General features: G+C 35.8%; 20 protein-coding genes. 15 read left to right on the top strand and 5 right to left on the bottom strand.

The window, feature by feature from the left end; genetic code table 11:
- Positions 1–4 precede the first annotated feature (4 nt).
- Together ACO6S0_RS06315 and ACO6S0_RS06310 are read right to left on the bottom strand one after the other, a co-directional pair.
- Entirely contained in the window at positions 5–3,391 is a 3,387-nt protein-coding gene (locus tag ACO6S0_RS06315) for a TonB-dependent receptor (RefSeq protein ID WP_422351153.1), read from the bottom strand.
- A 174-nt stretch (positions 3,392–3,565) separates the two neighbouring features.
- Positions 3,566–4,711, bottom strand: a complete 1,146-nt coding sequence (locus tag ACO6S0_RS06310) for a FecR family protein (RefSeq protein WP_422351152.1) — start codon at positions 4,709–4,711, stop codon at positions 3,566–3,568.
- A gap of 125 nt (positions 4,712–4,836) precedes the next feature.
- Here ACO6S0_RS06310 and ACO6S0_RS06305 point away from each other — a divergent pair, with 125 nt between their 5' ends.
- Positions 4,837–5,421: an RNA polymerase sigma factor gene (locus ACO6S0_RS06305; RefSeq protein WP_422351151.1), complete on the top strand. Its 585-nt coding sequence runs from the start codon at positions 4,837–4,839 to the stop codon at positions 5,419–5,421.
- A 138-nt stretch (positions 5,422–5,559) separates the two neighbouring features.
- Here ACO6S0_RS06305 and ACO6S0_RS06300 read toward each other — a convergent pair whose 3' ends face one another.
- The 3 genes from ACO6S0_RS06300 to ACO6S0_RS06290 are packed head-to-tail and all read right to left on the bottom strand — an operon-like array spanning position 5,560 to position 8,134.
- Complete coding sequence (locus ACO6S0_RS06300) at positions 5,560–6,102, bottom strand: hypothetical protein (RefSeq protein ID WP_422351150.1); 543 nt, start codon at positions 6,100–6,102, stop codon at positions 5,560–5,562.
- A gap of 9 nt (positions 6,103–6,111) precedes the next feature.
- Complete coding sequence (locus tag ACO6S0_RS06295) at positions 6,112–7,341, bottom strand: hypothetical protein (protein WP_422351149.1); 1,230 nt, start codon at positions 7,339–7,341, stop codon at positions 6,112–6,114.
- 25 nt (positions 7,342–7,366) lie between these two features.
- Positions 7,367–8,134 (bottom strand): MBL fold metallo-hydrolase, encoded by a 768-nt coding sequence (locus ACO6S0_RS06290; RefSeq protein WP_422351148.1) that lies wholly within the window; start codon positions 8,132–8,134, stop codon positions 7,367–7,369.
- 515 nt (positions 8,135–8,649) lie between these two features.
- On the opposite strand from ACO6S0_RS06290, the gene ACO6S0_RS06285 reads away from it, so the two are divergent.
- From ACO6S0_RS06285 to ACO6S0_RS06220, 14 genes are all read left to right on the top strand, one after another.
- Positions 8,650–9,210 (top strand): hypothetical protein, encoded by a 561-nt coding sequence (locus tag ACO6S0_RS06285; protein WP_422351147.1) that lies wholly within the window; start codon positions 8,650–8,652, stop codon positions 9,208–9,210.
- A gap of 32 nt (positions 9,211–9,242) precedes the next feature.
- Positions 9,243–10,538: a hypothetical protein gene (locus tag ACO6S0_RS06280; RefSeq protein WP_422351146.1), complete on the top strand. Its 1,296-nt coding sequence runs from the start codon at positions 9,243–9,245 to the stop codon at positions 10,536–10,538.
- Between the two features lie 161 nt (positions 10,539–10,699).
- Positions 10,700–11,362, top strand: a complete 663-nt coding sequence (locus ACO6S0_RS06275) for a recombinase family protein (protein ID WP_422351145.1) — start codon at positions 10,700–10,702, stop codon at positions 11,360–11,362.
- Positions 11,363–11,397: 35 nt separating this feature from the next.
- On the top strand, positions 11,398–15,642 hold the full coding sequence (locus ACO6S0_RS06270; protein WP_422351144.1) for an NACHT domain-containing protein: 4,245 nt from the start codon (positions 11,398–11,400) through the stop codon (positions 15,640–15,642).
- 124 nt (positions 15,643–15,766) lie between these two features.
- Positions 15,767–16,933, top strand: coding sequence for a hypothetical protein (locus ACO6S0_RS06265; protein ID WP_422351143.1), 1,167 nt, complete (start codon positions 15,767–15,769; stop codon positions 16,931–16,933).
- Between the two features lie 329 nt (positions 16,934–17,262).
- Positions 17,263–17,427, top strand: coding sequence for a hypothetical protein (locus ACO6S0_RS06260; protein ID WP_422351142.1), 165 nt, complete (start codon positions 17,263–17,265; stop codon positions 17,425–17,427).
- Positions 17,428–17,436: 9 nt separating this feature from the next.
- Positions 17,437–17,610 carry a DUF1737 domain-containing protein gene (locus ACO6S0_RS06255; RefSeq protein WP_422351141.1) on the top strand — a complete coding sequence of 58 codons (174 nt, stop codon included), beginning with the start codon at positions 17,437–17,439 and terminating at the stop codon, positions 17,608–17,610.
- A gap of 392 nt (positions 17,611–18,002) precedes the next feature.
- Positions 18,003–18,461, top strand: coding sequence for a GIY-YIG nuclease family protein (locus ACO6S0_RS06250; protein WP_422351140.1), 459 nt, complete (start codon positions 18,003–18,005; stop codon positions 18,459–18,461).
- A gap of 20 nt (positions 18,462–18,481) precedes the next feature.
- Positions 18,482–18,694, top strand: coding sequence for a hypothetical protein (locus ACO6S0_RS06245; protein ID WP_422351139.1), 213 nt, complete (start codon positions 18,482–18,484; stop codon positions 18,692–18,694).
- A gap of 3 nt (positions 18,695–18,697) precedes the next feature.
- Positions 18,698–19,042 carry a biotin/lipoyl-containing protein gene (locus ACO6S0_RS06240; protein ID WP_422351138.1) on the top strand — a complete coding sequence of 115 codons (345 nt, stop codon included), beginning with the start codon at positions 18,698–18,700 and terminating at the stop codon, positions 19,040–19,042.
- Positions 19,043–19,105: 63 nt separating this feature from the next.
- On the top strand, positions 19,106–19,444 hold the full coding sequence (locus tag ACO6S0_RS06235) for a hypothetical protein (protein ID WP_422351137.1): 339 nt from the start codon (positions 19,106–19,108) through the stop codon (positions 19,442–19,444).
- 30 nt (positions 19,445–19,474) lie between these two features.
- Entirely contained in the window at positions 19,475–20,023 is a 549-nt protein-coding gene (locus tag ACO6S0_RS06230) for a hypothetical protein (RefSeq protein WP_422351136.1), read from the top strand.
- A gap of 377 nt (positions 20,024–20,400) precedes the next feature.
- Entirely contained in the window at positions 20,401–21,024 is a 624-nt protein-coding gene (locus ACO6S0_RS06225; protein WP_422351135.1) for an outer membrane beta-barrel protein, read from the top strand.
- Between the two features lie 44 nt (positions 21,025–21,068).
- Positions 21,069–21,311, top strand: coding sequence for a hypothetical protein (locus ACO6S0_RS06220; protein WP_422351134.1), 243 nt, complete (start codon positions 21,069–21,071; stop codon positions 21,309–21,311).
- The last annotated feature ends 6 nt before the right edge of the window (positions 21,312–21,317 follow it).

Here is a 21,317-nt window from a genome sequence, read left to right as displayed (position 1 = left end):
AACTTTAAAATGCTAGATTAAGACCAAACGTGTATGTTTTTGTTTGTGGATATATGAACCCCGTATTTACTGGGGTAATTGGAGTAAATGTATCTCCTCCAAATTCTTCATTGAATGAAAAGGTAGAAATCGTCTCAGGATCAAAACCGTCAGGGTAGTCCGAGTTTACGAAAGTCAATAGGTTTTCTCCACTGAAGAAAAGTCTCAGTTTTTCTATTCCCAGTTTTTCAGTTACTTCCTCGGGTAAGGAGTACCCGAACTGAATGTTTTTCAACCTTAAATATGAAGCATCATATACGAAAAATGAACTTATTTCATTTTCATTCCTGCCGCCATTGACAGCATGCAAAATAGGATAACTAGCATTAGGGTTAGATGGAGTCCACCGATCCAAATGTCTTTCTTGGGCATTGCTATCGTTAACCAAAAAATGGGCCGCTCTACCACTCAGAACATTTTTAACCTTGCCAACACCCTGTAGCAAAAACGAAAAATCGAAATCTTTAAAATCGGCGTTGAATGAGACACCATAAAATAACTCTGGTGAGTATGTTCCCAATGACGATCTGTCATTTCCATCAACAACATTGTCCCCATTTATATCAGAATACCTGATATCTCCAGGAACAGGTGTCCCTCCAAAAAATGACTGATCAGGAGCACTTGCAATTTCTGAGTCGGATTGAAACAATCCTAAAGCAGTAAATCCAAAAATGTTGCTTATCGGGTCTCCATTACTTCTTCCCGGGATTTCTGCATTTGCCGTAAGACCGCTCACAGTAGGAATTTTTGTAAAATATGTGGTATTGAAGTTTGCGCTATACTTAAAATCATTTCCGATTTCCCCTCTAAAATTTAAATTCGCTTCAATTCCTTCTGCATTTGAATTCCCCACATTGGCTAATGGTGCTGTAGCTCCAAAGGTGCCTGCTAGGGCCTCCAAAGCAAGAATGTCTTCTCTATCTTCGATGAAATAGTCTGCACTAAAGTTTACCTTGTAGTCAAGCAGGGAAACATCAACACCAACATTGGTCTTTGTGATGGTTTCCCAAGTCAAATCCGGATTGGAACTTCCTTCTATTAAACTATTTTGATTGATTCCACCTAGCCAAAGATCTCTCCCAGGAACATAGATTGGGGCAAAAGCTAGGTCGGTGATATCTTGGTTACCAAGTTGTCCCCAAGACCCCCTTAATTTTAAGGTATTAAATGTTTTTGATTTAAAGAACTCTTCTTTTCCCAAATTCCACCCCACAGAGAAAGAAGGAAAAAATTCCGATCGGTTTTCCGGTGCAAACCGTGAGGTGGCATCATGTCTAAAACTAGCTTCGAACAAGTATTTTTCATCAAAATTGTAGTTTAACCTTCCAAAATAGGATTCCAACCTGTTTGCTTGCACTTGGCTATCCGCAATAAGTGTTTCCGGATTCCCAAGTGCTATTTCATTGGATGTATTGTTCTCGGGAAGACCATTAATACTTGTTAAAAGACCATTGGCATCAGATTTAATGGAATGGTGCCCAAGAAGGAAGTTGAGGTTATTTTTGCCTAGGGTTATTTCATAGTTTAAAAAATTCTGAATGTTAATATCTAGACTTCTAAAGTGTTGTTCCTCAACACCGTTTTGATTGGTTGTTGTTAATGCTCCACTCTCATCATAAAAACTGTATGTTTTGGCCCAATTATTTGCCGTTCGATAACGTTGGGTCACAGCAGATATATTGTTGAAAGTAAGTCCTTTTACCAACTCATAACTAGCCTTGACACTTCCTATAAATTCGTCATTGATGTCACTATCAATTCCACTTAGTTCTGCAAATCCAACAGCATTGAATTGATTGTTGATTCCAACAAAGTTTCCGTCAGAATTTCTTATAGGATATATAGGCGCCGATCTGTATGCGTTAAAGAAGATTGCATTCGCCGGAACCGATGGTTCTGATGCATCCCTCCTGCTTAATGCTAGATTATATGCAACGTTTAGACGTTTTGAAATCTTTTGGTCGATGTTTACCCTTAAGTTATATCGTTTGTAGTTGGTGTTTGTAATAAGACCATCAGTGTCCAAATACCCGAGTGAGGCATTATAACTTATTTTCTCAGACCCCCCGGATAATGACAGGTGATAGCGTTGTGTTGTGCCAGGACCAGATTGAATTGCATCAATCCAATTGGTATTTGGCAAAGTTCCGGTTTGGAAACCCTGTAACTGGGCAGTATCAAAAGCCGGTGCCAAGCCATCATTAGTTAATGCCTCATTGGCAAGAATCGCATAATCATAAGAGTTCACGTAATTTGGCAAAAAAGTAAAATCCTGAAAACCAATGGAGGTATTCAAGTTCACCGAAATCTTACCTTCTTTACCACGCTTAGTCTTTACTACAACAACACCATTACCACCTCTTACCCCATAGATGGCCGAAGCAGATGCATCCTTCAGGACGGAAATACTTTCTATGTCATTTGGATCTATATTGTCTAAAGCAGCCTCTACGCCATCAATTATTACCAATGGTTCATTACTTCCACCAAACGTGGTGTTCCCGCGAATTGAAATTGAAGAACCATCGCTACCAGGACTGCCACCATCACTGACCACTGTGATTCCAGCACCCAATCCAGCTAACAAGTTTGAAGTATTATTGACCTGTCTATTTTCCAGTTGGTCTTCAGAAATTACCGCAACTGAACCGGTTAGGTTGGTAACTTTTTGGGTTCCGTAGCCTACGACTACAACTTCGTCCAATTTAGCGCTATCCTCTTGAAGAGTCAATTCTAGTGAGGAACGACCGTCAACTATAACCTCTTTGGTTACAAATCCTAAAAAAGATACAATAAGAACTGCGTCTTCATCCTCAACCATTATCTCAAAATTTCCATCGAAATCGGTTTGTGTCCCATTGGAAGTCCCTTTTTCAACAATGTTTGCTCCTGGAAGTGGTTGCTCATTATTATCCTTAACCATGCCTCGTACCACAAAACTTCTTTGGTCAAGCTTTAAAGAGGTATTTTTGATGGTTCCAGGCTTGTTCAATGTTTTTTGTTTTAGAATAATTTGGGTGTCCCTAACCTCAAATGACGTGGAAGTGTTCTTAAAAATGGAATTCAGTAATTCTGTAATAGATATTGCTTTTGCCTTTACTGATATTTTTCGGTTTAAGTCTACAAACTTTGTATTGTAAACAAATCTGAAATCTGTTGTTCCTTCTACCCTGTCAATGAGTTGACGAACTGTAATATCTTTAACATCAAGTGTTATTTCTTGAGAATATCCGCTCTCCGCAAACATGCTGAAGATCGTTGTAAAGACTAAAAGTAAGGTAAGCTTCATCTTTAAATCCAATTTTAGAAAAGCCAAGTTTGGAGCTTTTCTATGAGATTTTTTTTTCATAATTTTCTGAGTGTTAAATTGAGAATACTGGTTTACTGGTTGATCAATTCTTACATCCGGGAAATGGCGTCAACATTTCCCGGTTTTTGATCAGATTTCTGAATCGTCTTCGTTGATAATTAGATTTTTGGCTTTGGCCTTATTGGATTATTTGTTTTCATACTTATTGTTTGGTTAATTAATAGTTATTGCGTTATCCTTGATTGAATAATTTATATCATAACTGGCACTGAAATAATTCAATACTTTTTCAATGGGTTCATCCTTAAAGCTAGCGTTGAAAACTTCTTCCTTGAGATTTTCATCTAGGACGACTATTTTCATGTTATAATGGCGTTCAAGTTTTTTCACAATATTTTTGAACGGCATATCCCTAAAGACCAGACCTCCTTGCAACCATGAAGTATATATGCTTGTATTTACTGTTTCAGCATTGATTTGTTTAGTTTTTTTCGAGATAGATCCTTTAGTCCCAGGTGGGATAACCAAACCATCAATGAGACCTTTACCATTTTCATATAATCCAACAGAACCTTCAACAAGGACAACATCGGAAATAGAATCTTCAGGATAGGCGGATACATTGAATTCAGTTCCCAAAACCTCAACATTCAGTATTTCTGAATTTACAATGAATGGATGACTAGTATCAGAAGTCACATCGAAGTAGGCCTCACCAGTTAAGAATACCTGACGAGGTCCTGAATTGATGAATTGTATAGGATATTTAAGTGATGTGCCAGAATTTAGAAAAACTCTTGTTCCATCGGACAATTTTATATCGAATCTTTTCCCGTATGGAACAGTCAAGGTATTGTATACTAGTTCATCAATGTTAGCTGACTGGACATACGATAACTCTTGTCCCTTTTGTTCCCCTACAACATTTCCTCCTTCATCAAGTACTATTGTTGTTCCATTTTGATCAAGTATTTTAATATCGCCGTTCTCAAGCTCCAAAGTGATGCTATCCGGTGGGATATTGATTGTTGGATTTGAGAAAAAGATATCAGACTTATACAGATACCCAAGTCCCACCAAAATTATCAAGATGGCTGCGTACTTTAAAAGCTTTGTATAATTGCGCAACCTATGAACCTTCTTGTCCTTATCAATTAATTCTAGCAATTGTTTTTTTGAATCATGGGAATCGAACAAATCCATATTCAAGTTTATTAGGTAATTTATCTTTACATATGTTTTGAAATATTCAAAATTACGTGGGTTTTCCAGCCAAGCTTCCAATTCATTTCTTTCCAAAAGACTTGCTTCCTTGGTAAGATATTTTGCGATAATTTTATCAATGGTTCCGGAAGTCATGTTTTTAAGTTCTTCAATTATATAACACAGGATTTTTCCAATACCCTAACTTTTTGGAAACATTTTTATAATTTTCCAAACATTTTAAACGAATAAATGCGGTTTTAAAAACTCGACTAAGTGCGGTGAAAGATCAACAAGAACTTATTACGGGGCTAAAGAAAGGTGATGCGAAAGCCTATTCGAAAATGGTAGATTTATATCACAACATGTTGTGTGTTTATGCATATGAGTTAACTAATGATAGGGATACTGCACAGGACATTGTCCAGAATGTTTTTGTTAACATTTGGAGATATCGATTGAAGCTCAAAGACCAGTTTTTACTTAAGAGTTATTTATACAAATCAGTATACAATGAGTTCTTGAACCAGAATAGAAGCGGCGTCTATGTTGTTCCGTTAGAAAAAAAATATATTGATGCATTGAGTTCTGTGGTCGAGGAAGAGAACAAATCTTTTGACCAGCTAATAAAATTGGTTCGTAAGGAAATCGACAACCTGCCTCCAAAATGCAGACGAACCTTTTTGTTAAGTAGACAAGAAGGTTTGAGTAATAAAGAAATTGCAGATTATCTTAACCTTTCTACAAAATCAGTTGAAGCACATATTACCAAGGCTTTTTCTAGATTAAGGACGGCAATGGGTGACAAATTGGATGGAATCCTGTTTATGATATTTGGACCTAAAAGGAAGCTGGTAGATAGTTAAATGTAAAATATCGAACAATTTTCATTTCCGTCTTAATTTAGACTTAACCCTACATTCATCCTTAGTTCTTTGGAATTTAATAAATTAAATATCTCGCAATCGGCCTGTTTTTCCAATAGTCTATATTCATCCAGTTCTTTAAGATTCCATGATAGTCAGCAGTTTTTTTAATCTTTTGTGCATCTCATTGAAGCTGCAATCGGTTTCTATTCTATACTCCGCGCTTTTAATCAATGAGTCTATACCAAGCTGTTTTAGTTCCGCATCTCTTTGTATTACAGGTGCATTATCTCTCTCTCTTGCACGCTTGATTACCCTTTCTTGTCTTGTCCCGTATGGACACAAAACTGCTAAAGTTTGAATATGGATTTTCTTGAAGTGTTTCTTTAGAACCTTAGGATCGTTTATCGTTTTAAATGAGTCCATGAACATGATTGATCTTCCGCCTTCTTTGAATGCGACTTCTATTTCACTTATGATGTGTGATAGCATGCTGCCGCTATGAGTGAGATTATGTATTTTCTCAGTCAATGAATAATTGGAGTATGTACCATCAAGAAACATTCTTAGTGCTCGTCCATTATCGAAAACATTGTAGCCATTTTTGCCCAACAGACTAATAAGAGTGGACTTACCACTACCTGGATATCCAACCAACCCGATTATCTTATTTTGATGCATGAGATATCTTTAAATTGTATAATCTCTAAGTTTGTCTGCTCTACCATATTGTCCATATTCATGGGGGAATTGAGGATCAAGAATGGGATGCTTGAATAAGTGCCTTAAAAAATACCTTTCATCAATAGTCAAGTTTGGTATATATGTAAAATCATTACCCAGTTCATTATCAATTTCTAGCGATTCTATCCCAATTTCTTTTGCAACTCTATGTAATTCAGCAATATCTATTGATTTTGGTTCATTCTCACATCTCCGTCTTTGTCTAGAATTACAAATATTACAGATCTGTTCTCCTGCAACAAAGTGACCATTATAATCCGGCAATCTATGAACAGCTGAAACACCGCATGAAGTTTTGCGATAAAGTTTATTCTCTGCTGGGGTATCTTTTAGCCTTGTAAGAATTCTATGATCAAGGTTATCAGGGAAAATTTTCCTTCTGTCAACAAATCCCTGATAGAGATTCACCGCCTGACGTTGTACAAAGAAGTCTTTTATTTCATTTGTTTGTCTCAGTCCAGTGAAAACAATACCATGTGCACTTAAGCTAAGATTTTTAAGCACAAAGTCAATTTCTTTGTTAGAATCGTTTAGACCTACAATTATTGGTCTCCAGTAAAGAATAACCTTATAATTCCGAGAATAGTTATAAGCTGTTTTCAACGACTCAATTGCTATACTGCTTTTAATAGGCTCAATTCTAGAGTCAGTAATTCCAGAATAAGTGATTAACAAAGTTATTCGAAGGTTTTTGAAGCTATTTAATATAGCACAATCATTCTCTGATACTTTAAATCGAGTTATAATGAGAACGATGTTTGTCAGTTTATTTTCATCAAGTAGTTTAAGGGTATTGAACAAATGGGGTTTAACGGAAGGTACCATTGCGTCAGTCGCTTGACTGAAGATTTTAATTGGAGTAACATTTGGTAAGAAATACTTGTGATTGAGCAATCTTGCTACCACTTTTTCATCTGATTCGATGAGATACGGTCTTTTGATATCAAAAGCTCCAAAGTTGTGCCGCACACAATAGCCACAGGCAAGGGGACATCCAATTACATGATCAATGGATATGCCAGATTTTTCAGAAAGCAGTGGGTTCTTAATTCGAGAAACCAACCTTTCATATTGGCTATGGCTCAATTGACTCTGCAATAAATCCATATCTAGTTTCGAAACATCCTGTAATACAGTGTGCTGGATTTCGTTATAATTCAATTCATTATTATTCATTTATATTATTGATTAGGTGAATTCTTTAGATTTCCAAAACCTCCCCGTCATATGCAAGTTGAACTAGATTTCCAAATAGGTCGTTCAACTTGTTATCGATTATATATTGTAAATCATTCTCGATTTTTGGTAGGTGAACTAATCGTATTCTTTTGGAAGATATTTGAGAAGTTAATTCTAGAATTTCAGAGAAAGATGTATGACCCTTTAATTTATTTTGTGTGAATGTAGAGCACTCATGTACTAATAAATCAATTCCTTGACTCTCCTTGACAAGATTATTTGTAGGTTCTGTATCACTAGAGTATACAATTGATTTGCCATCCTCCGATAAAAATTTACACCCGAAGCAATCTGTCCACACATGGTTAACTGGGAATAGTTTTATTCTATATTCTTCTCTTTGAATACTGATTCCCTGTTTTGGCACTTCAATGAATTCTATTTCAAAAATTCCCTTTCTCTGTAAAAGATTGAAAGCTTTTAAAAGTTTATGAACTATATCCAAGGTGGACTTATTGCCGATGAACCTAAAAGGTGCCCTTTTTGAACTTAAATGAAGTAGATACATTTGATGAACTAATGAAGGAATAGCGTATATATGGTCAACATGATTATGAGTCAATATTACATCCGAAATACTATCTGGATTAATTCCTGATTGCATTGCAGCTTGAATGGGATTGCCAGAACAATCGATTAAAATTGAATTGGTACTCTGCAATATTAGAGATGTATTTTTTCTATTATGATTGCTTATTGAGTTGCCTGTACCTAGAAAAGAGACTTTCATAATTATTCGATTTAACGCAATTAAATTCTTGGTAATACACAAATGTTTTTTGTTCAATGGGGTGCAACAGGGGGAGATATAGAAAGTAACGAATATAGCAATATATAGTCATTGATTATATCATGTCTTATGAATCATGATATAGCGGTTTGTCTCTGCCTAATTGGGTTATTTAACCTCGGCGCTTGTACTAAAGGTAACTATGCATAATAAGGTCCATTTCTTTTCTTTTTTTAGTGTCCTCTTTAAATTACTTTTTTGAACGTTTTATTGCGCTATAAATTTGGCCACTGCTTTTAAAAGAAATTATTCAAAGAAAGGGACCATCATTTTACCTTTTAATAGATTTACGATATACATTGGGTTGAAGTTTAAGATTAATTATGTCTTAGGAATCTTTGATTTTACTAGATTTAGGAAAAATGTAGGAATCGAAATAATAAAACTACCGCAATTTCTTTATGAAGGTCAAAGTAATAATAGCATGGAAATAAAATTTAAATAAGCCTTTCCAAATGGAACAAAGAGGATTTGAAAGCAAAACTGAAGCCATTGAGTACTTAAAACATTCTTGTCCAGATTCATATAGTACCATTTTTGATGATGAGGATGCACTAGCTTTATTCGAAATTCTGCACGAGGCCTACTATGATAAAAGGGTTTTTTCAAGTACAGATTTAAATAAAAATGGCAAACAAAACATTGTGGGGCATTCCGCTTACATACCAAAACTTAAAATCTATGTTAACATTGAAAAAGCAGCTTTGGTAGTTGTCGCAGCGGTTGTTGATTTGATTTATACATATGGTTTAGCAAATATTGTTTTGAATCAAATTATGGCCAATCCAATGTTCATTAATCGACTATCCGACAAACAACATTTGATATGTCTATTAAAGTATAAATATAGACGAGAATTAAACTTGGAAAAATTTAGAAAGGATTTAAACGAGGGAAAGTGTAATCATATAGACTTTCAATGCGAATTTGAGACTTCTGGGTTTTGTCACATTACGGAAATTGGTTTTGCCGATGCAAAAGAGAATCTGATAAGTATGGAAATGATAATTGATTAATGAAAAGGTACTCTTCCCAACACATTAATGAAATGCTTTTGCAATTGAATGGGAATTCTACTTCAGGGATGTATGATTACACTACTGACTTGACCATTATCAATGACGACTTGCTTTCTGATATTGTGAGTTTAAAACAAGGCGAGATTGGCGAAGCTGAACTCTCTTTGAATTCTTCTATTTTTTTAGCGCATGAAAGACAGCACTTTATAGATCTAAATTATTCCTACTATGGTCTTAACAAGATTATAAAATATTTCAGATTTAAAGCTGATTTTGAAAGAGACTCAACTCTATTGTTCGTAAATCCAGAATTTCAAACTTTCATAAATGATTTGAAACAAAGGAAAAAATTGGTGCAACCGATAGATGATATTGGTAATCCCATATTATTTATTGGGTTAGAAACTCAATCAAACATGTCTTTTTCAAAAAATTCTTCCGGCATATGGCATTTTGAACATATTAATACCATTATTTATGAAAGAAAGGCTCCAGAAGTAGAAATAGCCAAGATGTCCTTAAATGAAGATTCAATTTTGGAATTAAGTGCACTGGGAGCGGAGTACCAACATAAACTAAGCGTTTATGGCAATCACATTTTGGATTTTGAATATGAAATCTTCTCTTTGATGCATGATTTTGAAAATTCTGAGTATTTATCGGCTTTTCACATTGCTCATTCAAGCTTACGGGACGGTAAGTACTTTGACAAGCCAAAATCTTCAAATTTTCCTTTAACCCTGTCTTTGTTACTTGGAGGGTTGGCGGCAAGACTGGCAATAGCAATAGTTGGAACAAATTCGGCTAAAGCGATAAACTGGCATGCAGATTTCCATCGCCTCTGTGATTTAAACAATTGGAAAGTCGAGGAACTATCGCAACATTGCTTTTCAAAATTAGAGTGCGTATTCTACAATATTATTTTATTTGCAAAGGAAACAACATCCTGTATGAGCTTTCAGGAATGGACAATTGATCTATTACAGCTACTTGGGACTAACCATTTAGATTTGAAGTCTTGGATCTATGACAGCACAAAACATCTAATTTCTCAAATGGACAAACTTATTGAGTGTGATATTACCAAAAGGAGAATACAAAATTCCTATAACTATTTAGTACGTGATTTTCTGTCAACTGAAATAAGAGTAAAAGAGTTCAATTTTCCCAATCCATGTGATTCTATTAGTTGGATGAATATATTCTGGCAATCAGGAGCCCCGCCAAAGCTTATTTATAATTCAAAATATCACGAATCATATCTCAATTATGTTTCAGGCTCATTGAATTTTCAAATTTATATATCTAATTTGCTTAATTCCTAGGTGCTCATCGCCCTCTTCCATAAAAACAAATGAAAACATTAAGTTTTATTAACTGACCGTTTTTGTGAACTTTTGTTTCCAAACGTGTTCATTACTCCTAGTAAGTTTACTTTAACCGTACACTTTTAAAGTTTACCTTGTATACGTTTAAATGATACAGAATGACATTTGGTTATGCAAGGGTAAGCACAAAATCCCAAAAACATGATTTACAGGTTGATGCTTTTTTGAAGGAAGGCATCAAACCGAAGAATATTTATGCTGATATTTCGTCTGGAGCCAAAAGTGAACGTAAGGGTCTAGACGAATTGCTTTCCAAATTAAGGGAGGGCGATACAATTGTTGTCTGGAAGATGGATCGGATTGCTCGAAGCCTCTCACATTTGGTAAAGCTCATCGAAGACTTTGAGCGAAAGGGTATACACTTTAAAAGCATCCAAGAGAACTTTATTGATACATCTTCACCACATGGCAGGTTCGTTTTCAATCTTTTTGCCTCCATTGCCCAATTGGAACGTGACATTATTATAGAAAGAACCCGCGCTGGACTTGAAAGTTCAAGAAGAAGGGGTGTTCGATTGGGTAGACAACCAGGATTAAGTAAAAAAGCTCAGCACAAGGCGATTCTTGCCGAAAGGTATTACCGCGACAATAAGTTGAGCATTGAGGAAATCATGAAATTGATTGAAGTTGGCTCAAAGCGTACTCTTTATAAATATCTTGCACATCAAGGTAGGCGAACCTGTAAAGAGTGTGGTACTCTATTTTGGGATAAAAAGCAAAGTTTGAATTCAGCTTATTGTGAGTTACATGTAAAAAACTAGCGATTTGAATGATGTTTTAATCGATTTCTATTAGTATGGCGAAAAAGCGCAACAACGGCAAATTCTTTGAAGAGCAGGCAAAATTCTTCTTTTCAAGAATTTTCGGGCGTTTGGGGTATCCATTGCTAAAAGATCGTCCACAATTCAGCGGAACGCAGGACGGATTCGACATTCAATTCATGGTGTCAGACGGTATGTCGGTACGTAACATCTTTGTGGAATGCAAGGATTACGCTACCGATGTTGCCTTTGGGAATATTTATGCAAAGCTTCATGATCTGGAATCTTCGGGATACTTGCTCAGGGAAAATGACATTGCAATATTCATAAGTCCCAGGTCCAATTTTGGGAATCACAGAAATCCTGAAAAGGCAGAGCTCACTTTCAACAGAAACAAGTATCCTTTTAAAATATGCCTTTTTGAAAGGAGCCATGGCATAGATAGGCTTTTTGCACTGGAACCTGAAATCTACAAAGCTGTATACAGAAAAAAACTGTCATTTGAAATTGATGAGGAGAAAGAGCTGGATAGGTTTAGAACTCTCCTTTTTTATAAGATTAGCAGTGAGGAAAAGATTGTACCTGGAGGTAGAAGGGCAAGATTCATTACACATTTGGCCAGGGAAGAACATTATATTCAAAGGGGAGTTACCCTGGTTCAAGACCCTGAGACAGATGACAGGCAGCTCTTTAATATACTTAACAAAGAAGCTGCACAATTTGGCATTAAGGATGTGCTGCGGAATGTTTTAACGGATTCGGTCTGTCCGGGTGTGGTATTGTTGGGCAACCCAGGTATGGGAAAATCGATTGAACTCAAGGAATTGGCCATAGATTTTTGGGAAGGGCATAAAGAGTTCCAATGGGTTCCTTTTTATAGGTCGGTAAACAGTATTGGAAAACAGGATACGCTAGAAGACCATTTACCACCTGATTGGAAGGAAATTTCACAGCTGTTGATTATTTTGGACGGGTTGGATGAGATTTCATATGGGCAATCGTTCCGTACCATGATTGAAAATTTCATTCAAAACCATGATGGAGGCACCGTTGTAAAATTTGTCATTAGTTGCCGAACCAATATGTATGAATCGACCATCAGGGACATCACCAACTTCAGATGCTGTACCTTGAATAGTCTTCACTTCAAACATGCATTGCATTATCTGGTTGCAAAATACCAAATGCCCCGAGAAAGTAACTATTACGGTGAAATCGCCCAAGATCAAAAGGAATTTTTTGAGAACCCCTATTATCTCAATCTATTAGGTGATTATTACAAAGAAGGCCAAAAACTCCCCGATAACAAGTCCGAATTGATGGAACGTTATACTTCAAAAAGGCTCCGAGATGATGAAATGGCAACAGGGAAGACACAAGATTTTGATTCAGGCCAGATATTGCAGGCCTGCAAAAAAGTGGCCTTATCCTTAGAGGCGATGCAGATGCGAAGGATTTCAGGGGAGCAGTTGACCTCATTGTTACAGGAAAACAAAAACGTGTTCATCAATTCAGGCTTTGTACAAAGGGTAGTGAATCAAGATCAATGGGAATTTGAGCATCGAAACCTCCAAGAATTTTTTGTGGCCAAGACACTTTATAATTTTTCAGCCGAAAAAATAATCGAGTTCATTTCTCTGGATGATGACAAACCGAAAACACATCCTTCATGGTTGAATTCGATTTCATACTTGATCAACCTATTGGATACGACCTCGGAAAAGATTAAGAAGCTTGTCAAATGGCTCTTGAATAACGATGCCACCGTCCTGTTCAAGGCCGACCGCTCCAGAATAAGCGATTCGATTCGAAAAGAGGTGTTCCAAGGGTATTTCAATAAACGCTGCAAAGAACAGACGCTATGGTTCAAAAAGTATGACCAAGAAACCAGGGAAATTGTGAGGTTTGCGGATTCTACTGTAAACAGGGAATTCTTGATGCAGGAACTAAAGGATGACAAAAACCATAGGCGTACCCGTATTTCGGCCATGTCCCTGCTTTCGCAGATGGATACAGTATTGATAGAAGAAGAGTTCAAGGGAGTACTGCTGGGCCGTTTGCAGGATCCATTGACAAATGTGGACATGCACTTTAAGGCAGAAATCTTGCACACTATTTATGAAAAAGGGTTTCATATCTCTGCGGATTATGGTGCCCAAGTGGTTGCCGCGGTTTCCTACATCGACCATGAGCGCATCACTAGTGCGTTGCTCCAATTGATTGTGGAAATGGATACGGACGATTATATTGACTACTTAAAGTCAATTGCCACAATGGTAGGTGGAACAAAGCAGCGGGAGCATCAAACAAGGGATAACTATGCAACTGGGGAAAAGCGATATTTCATCATGGCCCTATTGAACCTTCGGAAACCCAAAAACCAAGTGTACGCATTGCAAGTGTTTTTGGAGCACAAGGATGCCCTGCGATGGGAACAAAAAGATTTGACAAATCTGATTGACAGTATGGCCCAAAACTACACTACTGAAAATAAGTTGTATGAATATATAATGAGATGGTTGATAAGCGCTTTGGAAAATAGGCAAACAACTTTTAGAAATGAGCAAAATGTAGTGGAATTCTTTAAAAAGACCGGAACAGTGGACAAGGCATTCATGGACCTCTATGAATCATCACTGGCGTTGGACAGCAAACGCTACTTTTTGGCTCATTTGGTTGCCGATGGTACCTTGCCCGTTCTGGTAAAGGACTACCAAAACGCAACCATTGAAGAAAATGAACTGTATGTCTTTCGAAATGTGTTAAGTAGGGTGGATGTAGATCTTGCCCAAAAATTTGAAAAGCTAGTATTAAGGGAGACCGAATATCGCTTAAAAGAGGATTTTATTGATGTGCAGCTCAGGAAACAATGGCAGGAGTACCATAGCAGCAAAGAACAAAGCTCATTTGACCTGTTGTTTGATGGAGACCGGCTCAAAAAGCTTGCCGGAGAATATTTTGCTTTGGCTGGCAAAGCCGAGTTGGAATGGGATGATATGCAAGATAACAGGCAGGAATTCTGGGATGACTTGGATTTGCAAAGGAAGTTCTTGCCCTCCTTTCAGGAAATCGTTCATGACACCAAACGGGAGCAGGATGGTCCCATTACCCTTACTGATGTAAAAAAGAATATAGATAATGACTTGTATCTCCTGTTCAAGGTGAAGCGGGAGCTGACCCACCAATCAAAAAAGGATATTGTCGAGCGACCCGAACATATGACATACATAAAGGCGTGGTGCCTAAATAATGAGAAAAAGGGGGATTTTAAAAATGCTCTAAAACAGTTCCAATCCAGAAATTATCTTATCTGCGAGTTGCTATGGTTCTTTGGTAGGAGGTATGGTGTCACCTATCAGGAGTCCACATATTTGGATATGCTGTGGATTGACTATCATTTGGAAGAAGGTGGAGTTGGCGGATATGACTACATATTGGAACAAGTTGACGCAGAAAAGGTCAAAGCCAGGATTATTGAAAATCTACGTGAAGGTCTGGAGGAACCCGTTGTTTTTCACAACCATGCAGAATTTGCCCTGACCCATGGCCTTAAAGAGGTATATCCGTTGATAGCGGAATATCTGGCCGATAATGGACTGAACCGTTATCGCCGTTTGAAGTTGTTGGAGTCCTATACTGAAACTACTGGGGATGTCAGATTGCTAAAGGAAATCCTTGGGAATGAAGCTCCTGTTGAGGATGACAACAGTCTGTATTGGGATGCCACTGTGCACCTAATCAATTTAGGCCAGAATGATTTTGTGATTGGTAAGACCATGGAGGTACTTCAGAAAAATAAGGGTGGCATGGAAGAATTGACCGCTATTAAACATTTGGTAAGGGCCGGGCATCCGATGGCTCTCAAGTTTTTTAATGAATGGCTCAAAGAGGGGAATAGGTATGATCGTAAAGAACATCGGTTTTTCAGCACAGTGGATTTTAGCAAATTCTATGCGCCAGGGGCAATTAATGATATATTGGAATTGATTGAAATGTCAATATCAAGGGAGATTAAAGGAAATGATTATTTTGATCCTATCCGCACCGTATATGAAATCCTTAAGTCTTTTTATGCAAAGGCGAACCAAAACGATTTTACGGTACTCCTTTCGGGTTTGGAAGATTGCAAACACCGACTGGCAAAGAAACCTGAACTGGATTTGTATTATATCCACGATATCACCAATGAGGCATGGGATGCTTATTTCAAGATGCGTTCTAAGCCAATTTCCTTTCCAGAGATAGCGGAAAGAATAGATAATCTTAAATATATGCTTTAGCAACTGTTCGATGTGTTTCGCTAAAGTAAATCCAAGAAGTTTAGTGGGAGGCACTGTAGAAAAAGTATCCGAATTGAAACAGTACTTTCCACCAAAGCTAGGCATAACCGAATTGACATAAAAAATGAAAAAACTGCATTGGTTTACTCATACGAATATTGACACAAGAAGGGTGAAATCCCGCAATGCGTTAAAAAAAGACAATCCAAAAGTTTCAATTGACTTATCACATTTTATTGAGATTTTCGCAAAGAATGAAATTTGGAAAAGAAAAAAATATAGAACTGAATATTCCAGTGAATATAGTGAGCAAGATGTTTCTAAGCTAAAGTCTATAAAGGTTTATTTCTACTCCGAGGAAGCACCCTATTCAAATGGACATTCTTATGAATCGATAATCAATAATTATGTTGATTTAAACAAAATAGAAACTTCTAAAATCACTTCATCTGGAATCGGAGATGCCTTTCAAATAGCCGTGATAGAGACTGAGATTGACACAAGTGTTAAGGTAATTGATTATTTGACTCATGAAGAAGAAAGAGATATTGAGAAAATATTTGAAAAGAAACTCACTAATGAAAATATTGATTCTTGGCATGAAACCAATAGGATTAAAGGATTAATATCTGAGTTTTTACAGTTTTTAAGTTTCAATATGCACCTAAACTTTCGATCTATAAACTACTCATTTTCATTTACCGAAAAACCTTTACAAACAGGATTTACTGTTCTTTCCGATCAAAACTCTTATTACTATGAAACCGATAAAATTGATTTTTTAGGGCATTACATTTATTATGAATCTGAAATCGACCAAGTTTTAAACCTAATGAATGAATCAGCAAAATTTTGGCATAAGGAAATTCCGACCATTCATTTCTTTTTGGATGCACTAAAAGGTAGCTACGTGACAATTAATAATTTTTCAAAGCTTGTATTCACCTTAGAAAGCTTCTTTCGCGAAAAAACGTCTTCAGATTATATAACGTTGACGGTTCCCTTGTTGGTCGGTAATGATATTCGTACAATGAAAGAAATTAGGGAGACCCTTAAACTATGCTTTAGAATTAGAAACAACTATGTCCATGGCAAGGAAATAATTGACTTGAGAACGAAATTATCCAAGGGTGAAAATATTAGAGTCGAGGAGATGTTTTATAAATTGAAAAACATTATAATTCAGTTATTTACATTTTACATCAAACACAATTTGTTCCTGATGAAGAACAATGAAAAAATAAATCACGAATTGGTTTTTAGACTTCTTCCCGAAGGGATAAAAAATTAATTTTAAAGTTCAAACAGTATTAAAAATTTTAAAGAGCCTATGTAACAAATTCAATCTAATATCCAATTGTCTGATTTTCTTCAGTAAATTTTTATTCTTCGCATTAGTTATAATGATTGTTGAATTGATTAAATCTGAAATTATGGAAAATTTGAAAACAGTAATTCGTGAAGCAGCCTTCGTGTGAAGAACGGCTACCATGCTTTAGAATTTTTGGCGGTTGATAGAAGATTAAATTTGGCAGTAGGATAGAGGGCCGGGGGTTCGAGTCCCCCGCTTCACGCCCTTTAAAAGTAAAAAAACGATTATAACATTTAATAAGTAAAAACATGAAAAAAAACAAGATAATCAAAGGTACAATCCCATACTCTGATTTAAACCCAAATTTAAATTTTGAGCCTGATGATGAAACCATTGAAGCGTTTGAGAAATTAATAACTTTAGTAGGTAGGCTATCTGAAGAAGAAAAGCAAGCAATATTAAAATCTAAATAAAAGATATAGATGAAAATAACAGAATACAACATTATTTCCTTGTTTGATGTTGATGAAGTTGTTAATCAGGCAAACAAGTTAATCTTTGAAGGTTGGCAACCTTTTGGAAATATATCTATGGCTTATGATATTGAGGAGGGTAATATGTTATTTGTTCAAACCCTTGTTAAGTATGATGACTAAAGTTTGATAAAACGATAAGTGAAAGAAAGACCTGTTTTAATCTGGGCCATAATAGTTTCAATAATTCTTGAATTGATTCTGATTAGCTTAGTCTATAATAAGGTTGGAGCAGAAAGGCTTCCTCAACAATTAGTTAGACTCATGTTTCAACTGTTCATGATATTTTTAATTGTTGCAAATAAATCGAGAATTGGGCTTTTCCTTTTAGTTGCCTATCATATTGTTTCAGGTTTGTATGGCATCTATTCTAGTAGCACATTAGTTTGGTTGGTCAAAGCGTTAATAGTATATCATTTTATAATAGGGTTGGTAATGTACTTTCATGATTGGATTGAAAACCTACTATTAAAACAAAGGGACTGACCAATACTAAATCAAAGTTCAAATAAACGATGAAGGAGTCACAAATAGTAGATTATTTCGAACTACTTGAAAAGAAACTTTTTGATGAAAAAAATCGAAAACGAATCGTTTTGGACTTAGATTGGATCAAGTCACTCAAAGATTATGAAACCCCTGGAGTATATCTTTTTTTCGAAGATGATCAACCCTGTTATATCGGCGAGACCGGGAATCTAAAAAAAAGAATGAATGATTTGAGAAACACAAAGAATCATACGCTTAGAAGAAACTTTGGGCATAAACATTTTGAAGGACATCCTGAATTTTATAAAGCAACGTCAAATAAAAACTTCCACCCTGATATTGAATCATTGCTTATAACTTTAATGATAGAAAGACTTACTGTTAGCCTCCTACCAATAAAATTGGGAAGAAAAGAATGTGAAGAGTATATCTGCAGTAAATATGGATTGCTCAACAAATATAACCTAAGATCCAAAAGAAGGTAAAAGTTCAAAAAAGATAAAATATGATGATTGAATATTTAAAGTTTTTGAGCTACAACGAAGCTCACGGGTTTATGATTTCAGAGTCCCAAATACATGTAGGGGTAACTTTAAGCTATGGCGAAGAAGGAAACGAAGCTTACTATGAAGAGTTTATTCGACTTCAGAAAAAAAGAATTTCCAACGGAGATATGATTGAAGAATGGAGATTGTTTTTAGATGAAAAGTTCAAGTAAACGATGAGGAGATGGTTGCTTAAGCAAATGGATAAATGGGGCCTTGACAGCTCTAATTTAAAAACAGAAGCCGAACTAAAAGGAAGGTTTTTGGAACTGGGAGAATCACAGGAAATCATTTTCCCAGAGGAATTGATTGAGGATAGTGAATGGAGAATTGTAGAATGGTTTTTCAAAAAGGGGGAAATTGTCAATCCGGGGGATGTTATTGGGGCGGTCGAAAATAGAAGAAAAAGATTTGAGTTTGAAACTTATGTAGGAGGTAGTTTAAATTACTATAAACAAGTTGGACAAAAAGTTGAGGGAGGTACGGTTTTAGCTAAAATTACAGGAGCAATTAGAAAATAAGTTCAAATAAACGATTGGCAAGATCAATCTTATAAAAAACAAACATGGCCAGGATAATTAAAAATGATTGTATCTGACATTGGAATAGTAACTGTTATCACCATTTTATTATTTGGACTTCCAATATTGTGGAGTGCCAAAAAGAAGGGTCTTTGGAGTTCATTCAGTTTTGTTGGGCTTTTAAAATTATTGAATATTTCACTTTTGATTCAAGTAATTGTTGGGCTAATTTTAATACTTGTGACTTGGTTATGGAATTTATCAGAGTTTGAAATTCCTAGTTTGTTAGGCGGGACAACATATACCTATTTGGTAATCGGTTTAATGATTTATTTGCCAACATTGGTTGTATTGAATTTATTAAACTTATTATTTAAAAATATCTCAAATAAAAAACAATAGAAGTCTAGGCTTTTATAGTTCAAATAAACGATGAGACTAACACTGCTTTTATTAATTCTAGTTGGATTAAGCCATCAAATACTGCATGCATGTAAATGTGATGTCAAAGATGATATAAAAGCTCATTTTGAGGGTACTGAGGTTATCGTTCATGGAAAGATAATAAGTAAAGAATTTGTTGATTTTGGACAATCGCTTACTGCCAAAGGTCTTGACTTGGTCTGTGAATCCTATGAAAATGATATTGAGGCACTTGACTTTTTAGATAAGGACTTTCTAATAAAAGTTGAATTAGAGGTTATTGAAACTTATAAGGGCCAAGAACTTCCGAAAAGAATTTCAGTATATACTGCCAGAACATCTGGAGCCTGTGGATATTTAGCATTTGAAACCGGTAAAGAATATCAAATTTATTTATCTACTACATGCTATTTTAACTTTCAATTTAAAAAAGCAAATCTGAACAAAAGCCACTACAATGGACTTTGGACAAATAGATGTACCAGAACAGATGAATTTGATTCAGTGGAGGACAGGGAATTGAAAAAACTAAGTACAGCAAAGAACCGATTAAAATAAAGTTCAAATAAACGATGAGCGAAGAACTACCAAAAGAGTTTAAATTCGAAAGATCGAGGATAATGTATGTTGAAGATAAGTCTTCTGGTCTGGAGTGAGATGCAAGAATTGGTAGGGTATTCTTTTCAAAAACGGGGAATACGCTTTATTATAAAGGTCGCAAATTTCAAAGTTTAAAGGGGAAAGGGCATAAAGCCAATTACTTTGATGTTGATAATGGTGATGAATTTTGGATATCAGGCCCCAAAAAAGATAGAAATGATAGGTTATATGGTGGCCAGCTTAACGTTGAAATAGATGAAGATGTTAAGGTAGAATACTTTAATTTGATAAAGAGCATTTAGATTAAAAAGTTCAAATAAAGGATTACAATAAGAATGAAATACTATAACCTCCTAGTCTGCTTAGCCTTCTTTTTTTCTTTAACCGTTAAAAGTCAAAATTCTGAAATTGGGTTTAGGACTGGATTAAATTTAGCAACACTTAGAACAGGTGGTGACTCAGGAAGATCAACAGAAACTCTTGCTAGACTAAATTTCTCCCTTACCTACGAGTTTTCTTTTTCAAATCATTTTGGATTGGATGCAGGTTTAGGATTTCAAGGCAAAGGTGGTGGAGACTTCGATGAAGAAAGTAGACTTAGAATCGGAATTGACAACTTTAAACGCAAATTGGACTACGTTAACGCCACTACTCTTTTTAGGTACTACCCGTTAGACAATCAACAATTTCAACCATTCATAACTCTAGGTCCAGGGTTTTCCTATCTGATTAAGACTGATCAACTTGGTAATAAAATCGCGGAAGAAAACATTCGAGGTAAACTAGATATTTCATCCATTGCTGGAATCGGGGCTAAGTTTTCTTTAAACGAGAACCTTAAGTTTGAAGTATTAGGGGGATTTGACAGAGGATGGAGTAAAACTATTCGACAACAAAATGAAAGCCTATTTAATCAAATGTTCTGGTTTTCAGTTGGACTCAAGAAAGATATTCGATGAGTTAATATGAGTTCACATTAAATCAAACAAAGTTCAAATGAACGATGACTGAAGTCTTATTAGGTGAATATAAAGTGCAAGCAACAGGTGCCGATGGCGGGCATAACTATATTGTTGCTGAAATTACCTATGAAGGAGTAAAAAGAAAACTTGTTATTCTTTTCTCAGATAAGTCTGAAGAACTTAGTTTAACCGAAAGAAAGCCTATAAAGGTAAAGGGGAAAATTGAGGATTCAGGAATTGAGCATGATTTAATTATGACCAATGCCGAAGTGATAATATCTTAAAGAAAA

Source organism: Flagellimonas sp. (genome assembly GCF_965233845.1).
GTDB lineage: Bacteria > Bacteroidota > Bacteroidia > Flavobacteriales > Flavobacteriaceae > Flagellimonas.
The sequence above is the reverse complement of the archived record's forward strand: the minus strand, read 5'-3'. Positions and strand labels throughout refer to the sequence as shown.

What these genes read in the sequence shown, in the direction of transcription:
- ACO6S0_RS06315 (WP_422351153.1), bottom strand. Translation starts at nt 3,391, where the DNA reads ATGAAAAAAAAATCTCATAGAAAAGCTCCAAACTTGGCTTTTCTAAAA.
- ACO6S0_RS06310 (WP_422351152.1), bottom strand. Translation starts at nt 4,711, where the DNA reads ATGACTTCCGGAACCATTGATAAAATTATCGCAAAATATCTTACCAAG.
- ACO6S0_RS06300 (WP_422351150.1), bottom strand. Translation starts at nt 6,102, where the DNA reads ATGCATCAAAATAAGATAATCGGGTTGGTTGGATATCCAGGTAGTGGT.
- ACO6S0_RS06295 (WP_422351149.1), bottom strand. Translation starts at nt 7,341, where the DNA reads ATGAATAATAATGAATTGAATTATAACGAAATCCAGCACACTGTATTA.
- ACO6S0_RS06290 (WP_422351148.1), bottom strand. Translation starts at nt 8,134, where the DNA reads ATGAAAGTCTCTTTTCTAGGTACAGGCAACTCAATAAGCAATCATAAT.
- ACO6S0_RS06285 (WP_422351147.1), top strand. Translation starts at nt 8,650, where the DNA reads ATGGAACAAAGAGGATTTGAAAGCAAAACTGAAGCCATTGAGTACTTA.
- ACO6S0_RS06280 (WP_422351146.1), top strand. Translation starts at nt 9,243, where the DNA reads ATGCTTTTGCAATTGAATGGGAATTCTACTTCAGGGATGTATGATTAC.
- ACO6S0_RS06275 (WP_422351145.1), top strand. Translation starts at nt 10,700, where the DNA reads ATGACATTTGGTTATGCAAGGGTAAGCACAAAATCCCAAAAACATGAT.
- ACO6S0_RS06270 (WP_422351144.1), top strand. Translation starts at nt 11,398, where the DNA reads ATGGCGAAAAAGCGCAACAACGGCAAATTCTTTGAAGAGCAGGCAAAA.
- ACO6S0_RS06265 (WP_422351143.1), top strand. Translation starts at nt 15,767, where the DNA reads ATGAAAAAACTGCATTGGTTTACTCATACGAATATTGACACAAGAAGG.
- ACO6S0_RS06260 (WP_422351142.1), top strand. Translation starts at nt 17,263, where the DNA reads ATGAAAAAAAACAAGATAATCAAAGGTACAATCCCATACTCTGATTTA.
- ACO6S0_RS06255 (WP_422351141.1), top strand. Translation starts at nt 17,437, where the DNA reads ATGAAAATAACAGAATACAACATTATTTCCTTGTTTGATGTTGATGAA.
- ACO6S0_RS06250 (WP_422351140.1), top strand. Translation starts at nt 18,003, where the DNA reads ATGAAGGAGTCACAAATAGTAGATTATTTCGAACTACTTGAAAAGAAA.
- ACO6S0_RS06245 (WP_422351139.1), top strand. Translation starts at nt 18,482, where the DNA reads ATGATGATTGAATATTTAAAGTTTTTGAGCTACAACGAAGCTCACGGG.
- ACO6S0_RS06240 (WP_422351138.1), top strand. Translation starts at nt 18,698, where the DNA reads ATGAGGAGATGGTTGCTTAAGCAAATGGATAAATGGGGCCTTGACAGC.
- ACO6S0_RS06235 (WP_422351137.1), top strand. Translation starts at nt 19,106, where the DNA reads ATGATTGTATCTGACATTGGAATAGTAACTGTTATCACCATTTTATTA.
- ACO6S0_RS06230 (WP_422351136.1), top strand. Translation starts at nt 19,475, where the DNA reads ATGAGACTAACACTGCTTTTATTAATTCTAGTTGGATTAAGCCATCAA.
- ACO6S0_RS06225 (WP_422351135.1), top strand. Translation starts at nt 20,401, where the DNA reads ATGAAATACTATAACCTCCTAGTCTGCTTAGCCTTCTTTTTTTCTTTA.
- ACO6S0_RS06220 (WP_422351134.1), top strand. Translation starts at nt 21,069, where the DNA reads ATGACTGAAGTCTTATTAGGTGAATATAAAGTGCAAGCAACAGGTGCC.